At 65.0% G+C, this 5,496-nt stretch carries 6 protein-coding genes and 1 pseudogene; 3 read left to right on the top strand and 4 right to left on the bottom strand.

Annotation, left to right across the window (positions count from 1 at the left end; translation table 11 throughout):
• Positions 1 to 207: 207 nt before the first annotated feature.
• Positions 208 to 345 (bottom strand): annotated as a pseudogene (locus tag YH3_RS34015) (ATP-binding protein); the annotation flags it as partial.
• Between the two features lie 145 nt (positions 346 to 490).
• Between YH3_RS34015 and YH3_RS34010 the strand changes: the two are divergent.
• Both YH3_RS34010 and YH3_RS34005 read left to right on the top strand, forming a co-directional pair.
• Positions 491 to 1,552 (top strand): site-specific integrase, encoded by a 1,062-nt coding sequence (locus YH3_RS34010; RefSeq protein ID WP_064445106.1) that lies wholly within the window; start codon positions 491 to 493, stop codon positions 1,550 to 1,552.
• Positions 1,549 to 1,866, top strand: coding sequence for a helix-turn-helix transcriptional regulator (locus YH3_RS34005; protein ID WP_064445096.1), 318 nt, complete (start codon positions 1,549 to 1,551; stop codon positions 1,864 to 1,866). Before YH3_RS34010 ends, YH3_RS34005 begins: the two co-directional genes overlap by 4 nt.
• A gap of 16 nt (positions 1,867 to 1,882) precedes the next feature.
• On the opposite strand, the gene YH3_RS37050 is transcribed toward YH3_RS34005, so the two are convergent.
• Positions 1,883 to 2,227 (bottom strand): hypothetical protein, encoded by a 345-nt coding sequence (locus YH3_RS37050; RefSeq protein ID WP_073513720.1) that lies wholly within the window; start codon positions 2,225 to 2,227, stop codon positions 1,883 to 1,885.
• A 123-nt stretch (positions 2,228 to 2,350) separates the two neighbouring features.
• Here YH3_RS37050 and YH3_RS34000 point away from each other — a divergent pair, with 123 nt between their 5' ends.
• A complete protein-coding gene (locus YH3_RS34000) occupies positions 2,351 to 3,505 on the top strand; it encodes an integrase (RefSeq protein ID WP_238592788.1) in 1,155 nt (384 codons plus the stop codon).
• Between the two features lie 28 nt (positions 3,506 to 3,533).
• Here YH3_RS34000 and YH3_RS33995 read toward each other — a convergent pair.
• Both YH3_RS33995 and YH3_RS33985 read right to left on the bottom strand, forming a co-directional pair.
• A protein-coding gene (locus YH3_RS33995) for an IS3 family transposase (RefSeq protein ID WP_154100399.1) occupies positions 3,534 to 4,756 on the bottom strand; the annotation gives its coding sequence in 2 pieces (ribosomal slippage) (positions 3,534 to 4,450 and positions 4,450 to 4,756; 1,224 coding nt in all).
• A gap of 109 nt (positions 4,757 to 4,865) precedes the next feature.
• A partial coding sequence (locus YH3_RS33985) for an ATP-binding protein (protein WP_082920793.1) occupies positions 4,866 to 5,496 on the bottom strand: 631 nt, incomplete at its 5' end.

The raw sequence follows: 5,496 nt of genomic DNA, 5'->3' as shown, positions 1-5,496 counted from the left end.
GTCTCCGCGGTGGTCTCCAGCTGGATCCAGACACGGGCGACACTCATCGGCGCGCTCGCTGCCGCGTCTGCGCTGGTAGTGCTGGCGCTCGGGGTTCTCCAGCGACGCCGCCGGATCCTTCGGGGGCGCCCGATGACCACGCGGGACAGCACGCAGTGACAGCCCACCGGGTGCGGCGTGCGCACGAAACAGGCTCGGTTGATTGCGTCACCGCGACGCGTTCCCTGACCGGGTCGACGCCAGCCGGTAGGAGTCGGTACCAGTTTCGATGATGTTGCCGCCGAAGGTGAGGCGGTCGACGATGGCCGCGCACAGGCGCGGGTCCGTGAAGGTCTTGGTCCAGCCATCTGGGGTTGGCACTTGTTCGTCTCCGTGGAAACCCGCAGCTCGCTGGGACTTCAGCATGTTTTCGCGTTCTAGCCTTCTTCAAGCTGTGAGCGGTCTATATTAGGTGCTACCTTAATCGTTCAGGTGTGAAGAAGGTGTGCTGATGACCGAAGGTCTGCGGCTGATCCCGGGCAACGTCGTTCCGATAGAGTCGATCGAGTCAGATCCTGTTGTGTTCCAACGCAACTGCGTGGACGCCTTCGTCGCGTCCTGGCGAGCTCGGGGCTTCAGCCCAGTCACTATCGACAACGACATCGGGCTACTCGAGCGGACGCTGACGGCACTGGGCCGGCCGGCGTGGGAAGTCACCGCCGAGGACATCGACCGAGTCGTCGGCAGCCTCGCAGTCGCGGGCCGTGCTCCGTCGACTCGGCGGGAGTATGTGCAGATCTTCAAGGGATTCCACTGGTTCCTCCAGGTTCGCAAGGCAGCCGAGATCGAGGCCGTGTTCGGGGTGAAGCTGGTCTGTCCGGTGGATGAGTTCAACGCCTCCCGCCATGTCGGCGACGATTCGCCGGCGCTGGTGCCGCCTCCGACTCCGGAGCGCGTGCGGGAGTTCTTCGAGTTCATGAAGGCGCGCATCATCACCGCCCGAAAATATGGGCCGGCAGCTCGGGACTACGCGCTGTTCCGGACGCTCTATCATGCCGGACTGCGCTCGGAAGAGGCTGCGCTGCTCGACCTTCCGGATGTGCATTTCGATCGTGGTCCGTTCGGCAAACTTCATGTCCGCTTCGGTAAGGGCGCCAGGATGTCCGGTCCTCGGCCGCGATGGGTTCCGATGCTCGACGGTCTGGACCTGGTGCTGCGCTGGTTCCTGACCGACGTGCGGCCCAAGTTCCCGGACTCGCCGGTGTTGTTCGCCGACGAGTCCGGCGGGCCGCTGCATCGTGGAACGATCCGCAACCGGCTGCGATATCTGATGGAGCTCGAAGGGCGCCCGCGTTCGGAGCGGTTCAGCCCGCATGCGCTGCGACGTGCGTGCGCGACCCACAACTATGAGCGTGGCGTGGATCTGGTTGCGATCCAACAGCTTCTGGGTCACTGGACCGTCGGATCGACGATGCGGTATGTCCGGCCATCGGCGACCTTCATCGAGGACGCGTATCGGCGCGCGGTGACCACCACCCTGGCCGAGCTCAGCGGAGAGGACGAGCGAGCGTGAGGATCAAGTGGCGACTGCGGATGGCCGCGGCCCAACGCGAAGTGTGGACCGGGACCGAGCTGCGCAGGCTGCTGGCAGACAAAGCCGGGCTGGAGATGTCGGCGGCGTCGGTGTCGGCGCTGTTCACCAAGGAACCCACCCAGATCAAGATGACGACGCTGATCGCGTTGTGCACTGCCTTGCAATGCACTCCGGACGACTTGTTCGAGATCGACGCCACTCCCGTCGAGCGTCCTGCCGATCCGCCAATTCGACCGGCGCCGACGCAGCGCCAAGCCGTCAACGCCCGCGGCCGCTCGCTTCCGCCGATGTGACGCTTCGACCTGGAAGTCATTGCAGAACATGGGTAAACGCCAGCGTGACTGTGCCGAGTGCGGCGGACCGGTGGGCATCATCGGCCGCGACCTGTGCTGCCGGTGCACCGCCCGCGCCAAGGACGCGGCCGCCAAGCAGCCGTGCCCTGACTGCAGCCGCAGTAGGGTGCTGGTCGTCGAGACAGGTCGTTGCGTGATTTGTTCCCGCCGGTGCGCGCAGTGCGGTCACAAGGTCCGCTTCGCGGAGGCCGTGTTGTGCCGGGGCTGCCAACGCAAAGCCGACCTGCAAGCTCGGCAACAGGACTGTCCGCGGTGCGGCAAACCCGGGTATCTGCGCGTGGACACCGGCTGGTGCGGTCACTGTTCGAGGCCGCGCCCTTCGAAGAAGCCCCCGCGCGTCTGCGTCGCCTGTGGCGTGTTGCGTCGCCATGCCGGCCGCGGCATGTGCTCGCGATGCTGGCAGCGCCATCCGGATCGGCCGCATGTGGCCGGCGAACATCTCCTAGCACGTCTTGCCGACCCGCCGGATTGGCTGCCCGGCCTGATCACCTGTCTCGCCGACGGCTATTCGCCAGGCCGTGCGTGTGTGGCGGTCACCGAGCTGGGGCGACTGCTCGACGACGAGCACTCCAATCATCCGCCGTCCCTGCTCGACAGGGCACGCCGCTCAGGCCGTTCCATGGGTCCGCTGGCCAGATCGATGCAAGATTTCTTCACCGAACACGGGCTGGCGATGCCGACCGACCACAACGAGCGACTCGCCGCCGGCCGCCGGCAACGGCGGATCGAAGCGGCCCCTGAACCGCTGCGACCGGCAATCGCAGGATTCGCCGAGTTCATGCTTACCGCCAAGGCCCGTGCTCGCCGGGCCGGAACACTGCCCCGCAGCGATTCGACCATAGAGGCCGCACTGGCGGCCGTTCGAGATTTCGCTTCGTTCTTGAACAGTGAACGCGGGAAACAAGATTGGGCGACCGTCGAGCTCGGCGACGTCGAGGCGTTCCTAGTTTCCCTGCCGAAGTCGCGCCAGCGAAGACTCACCGTGCTGCGCCAGTTTTTCCGATTCGCGCGCAGTCACCGTCTGGTCCTTGTCGATCCGACGAAGAGCCTGGACAGGAAAGAAGCCAAGGGTTTTCGTGGCCGGACGCTCACTCTCGAGCAACAACGCCGGTTGTTCCAGCGGTGGACCACCGACCTGCTGGTGCATCCGCATGAATCCCTGGTCGGCATCCTCGCCTTGCTGCATGGCGCTTCCAGTCGCGAAGTCCGGCTGCTGACCTGCGACGATGTCGATCCGCTTCGACAGACCGTCAGGCTTGGCGAGCGACCGCATCCGGTCCCGATGGACCCGGCGAGCTGGACGATCGTGCAGCGCTGTTTGGCCCAGCGCGCCTCCTGGCGCACCGCCAATCCGCACGTCATCGTCACCAAAGGGACCAAGGCCGGACGGTCACCCGCATCGGTCGCCTATCTGAGTCATGTGCTCGACGATTGCGGGTTCGGCCCGCGGATGATCCGCTGCACTCGCCTTATCGATCTGGTCAACACCATGGATCCGAAGCTCGTCGCCGCGGCATTCGGCATGACCGCCGAGGCCGCCATGATCTACCTGGCAGACTTCGTCGACCCCGGGCCTTGACCCCGGAAACTGGACACGGGGTTTGTGATTACGCGGCTTTCTGCAGGCTATCGGATGTGTGAGCGTTTTCGTAGTCGGCAGGGCTGAGATAGTTGCAGTACGAGTGCCGGCGTCGGGTGTTGTAGCGGGTGATCCACCGGAACACCGCGAGCCTTGCCGCCCGGGGCGATTCCCAGCGGGCTGCGCCTTGCAGCGTTTCGCGTTTGAGTGTCGCATTGAACGACTCGGCCAGGGCATTGTCCGCGCTCGTGCCCACCGCTCCCATCGATTGCGCAACACCCAAATCCGCGCAGATCATCGCGAAACCCTTTGAGGTGTATTGACTTCCGCGATCGGCGTGGAACACTGCACCGGCAAGACCGCCGCGGGTCAGTGCTGCGGCACCTAAGGCATCTTCGACGAGTTCGGTACGCATGTGCTCGGCGATCGACCAGCCCACCAGGCGGCGGGAGAAGCAGTCGATCACCGTGGCCAAATACAAGAACTCATTGTCCCCGCATGGCAGATACGTGATGTCACCGACGTATCGGGTATTCGGTGCGATCGCGGTGAAATCACGGTTGAGCAGGTCCGGCGACGGAGTGTCGGCTGGTTCGGCGGTGGGGGGGCGGTGTTTTCGGCGCAGTCGCAGGCCCTCGATGTTGTTGGCGCGCATGATCCGTGCGATCCGTTTGTGATTGATCCGCTGGTCGGCGGGTTGTCCGTGATTGATCTCGGCGGTGATCCGGGGCCGCCCGTAGGTGTTGTCCACCGTGTGGACGGCGCGGATCTTGTCGGCGAGTTCAGCGTCGGCTGCGGCCCGGGCGGCTCGTTTCTCGGCGGCGTTGATCCATGCGTAGTACGACGAGCGGGCGATATCGATGACCTGGCACAACCGCTTCACCGGGTAGGTGTCGGAGTGGTCTGCAACGAACTGGAAGCGGTTCACCAATTCGTCTCTCCGGCGAAATATTTGGCCGCCGACCGCAGGATGTCTCGCTCAGTTTCGAGCTTGGTTTTCTCCGCGCGTAGGTGTGCGACCTCGGCGCGGAGCCTGGCGGCTTCCTGCTCGGGTGTCTCGCCGGTGCCGGGCCCCGGAGCGGTGGCGGCGGGTCTGCGGATCGGGATACCCGCATTTCTCAGCCATGTGGTCAGGGAGCCGTGGGATACGCCGAGATCGGCGGCGATCCCGGCTACGGTCGCGCCGCCGGTGTCGCGGTACAGCTCGACTGCGTCGCGGCGGAACTCTTCGGAGTAATTTTTCTTTGCCATCGGGTTAGATCTTCTCGCTTTCCCTGGTCTGAGACCAGGATCAAGCGTGTCCAACCCGCGGGGTCAAGGCCCCCCACCCGACTGCCGAACCCGTGAAACTTCGGCGCGACTACGCACAGATTCGCGCGAACATGTGCGCTTTGGCGAAGCCCTCGTTGGACGCGATTGCCACGCTGTTCTTCTCCTCTCGCTCGGTGAGGACCTGGAAGAGGAGTTCGGCGCCGCGGCGGTCCAGTTCCATGTAGCCGAGCTCGTCAATGCAGAGCAGGTCGACGCGGCCGTAACGAGCGATCGTGCGGGCCAACTGCTTCTCATCGGCTGCTTCTACAAGCTCGTTCACCAGCCTCGTGGCGAGGGTGTACTTTACCCGGAATCCCTTTTCCGCGGCTGCGGTCCCCATGCCGATGAGCAGGTGAGACTTGCCGGTGCCGGAATCCCCGATCAGGCACAGCGGCTGGCCCTTCCGCACCCACTCGCCGGTCGCCAACTGGTGGATGGTGGCGGGGTTGATGTTCGAGTTGGCGTCGAAGTCGAAGTCCGCGAGGAACTTGCTCCGCGGGAACCCGGCGCCGTTCACGCGCCGGATGGTGGACCGACGGTCGCGGTCGTCGCACTCGGCCAGGAGCAGCTCGGCGAGGAATCCGGTGTAGGTCAACTGGTCCTTGTTCGCCGCCGCGACCGCGTCGCCAAGCAGGGCCCGCATGGTCGGGAGCCGGAGCCTCCGGCAGGCCTGGTCGACC

Source organism: Rhodococcus sp. YH3-3 (assembly GCF_001653035.1).
Taxonomy (GTDB): Bacteria; Actinomycetota; Actinomycetes; order Mycobacteriales; family Mycobacteriaceae; genus Rhodococcus_F; species Rhodococcus_F qingshengii.
This window is presented reverse-complemented; position numbering and strand designations above follow the sequence as displayed.